Source organism: Cupriavidus sp. SIMBA_020, from assembly GCF_046535395.1.
In the GTDB taxonomy this organism is placed as follows: domain Bacteria; phylum Pseudomonadota; class Gammaproteobacteria; order Burkholderiales; family Burkholderiaceae; genus Cupriavidus; species Cupriavidus campinensis.
In genome coordinates this window covers 1-312 of the sequence record NZ_JAWRWU010000280.1, presented here as the reverse complement: position 1 = coordinate 312, position 312 = coordinate 1, and the positions used below count along the sequence as shown (strand labels likewise).

At 67.0% G+C, this 312-nt stretch carries 1 protein-coding gene and 1 pseudogene; both read right to left on the bottom strand.

Annotated elements, in window-relative coordinates; all coding sequences use genetic code 11:
• Window positions 1-88: pseudogene (locus SB751_RS29205) on the bottom strand (nucleoid occlusion factor SlmA); the annotation flags it as partial.
• Between the two features lie 71 nt (window positions 89-159).
• Entirely contained in the window at window positions 160-306 is a 147-nt protein-coding gene (locus tag SB751_RS29200; RefSeq protein WP_276323548.1) for a hypothetical protein, read from the bottom strand.
• Between the last annotated feature and the right edge of the window lie 6 nt (window positions 307-312).

Sequence of the window (312 nt, the reverse complement as noted above, 5' to 3'; positions counted from 1 at the left end):
TGGTGATGCGCGACGCGTGCGGCTGCTCCAGCATCTCGGCCAGGGTCTGCAGAATCTGGGTCTTGCGCTCGCCGGGTTTGCTCGCCATGGACGGGCGCTGGCCATGTTTCCGCCGCCGATGAAGACGATTCTTTCACGCATGATGTCTGGTTCCCTGTGTCAATCGAAAATGGCCCGGCGCCTGCGCACCGCTGCGGCGTCGAGCGCGCCGATGCGATTACGCCCGAGCAGCCGCAATGTGTTCTCCAGTTCGGTCCGCAGAATCGCCAGCACCTCGCCCGCGCCGCGCGGCCCCCGTCCCGCCAGCCCGTA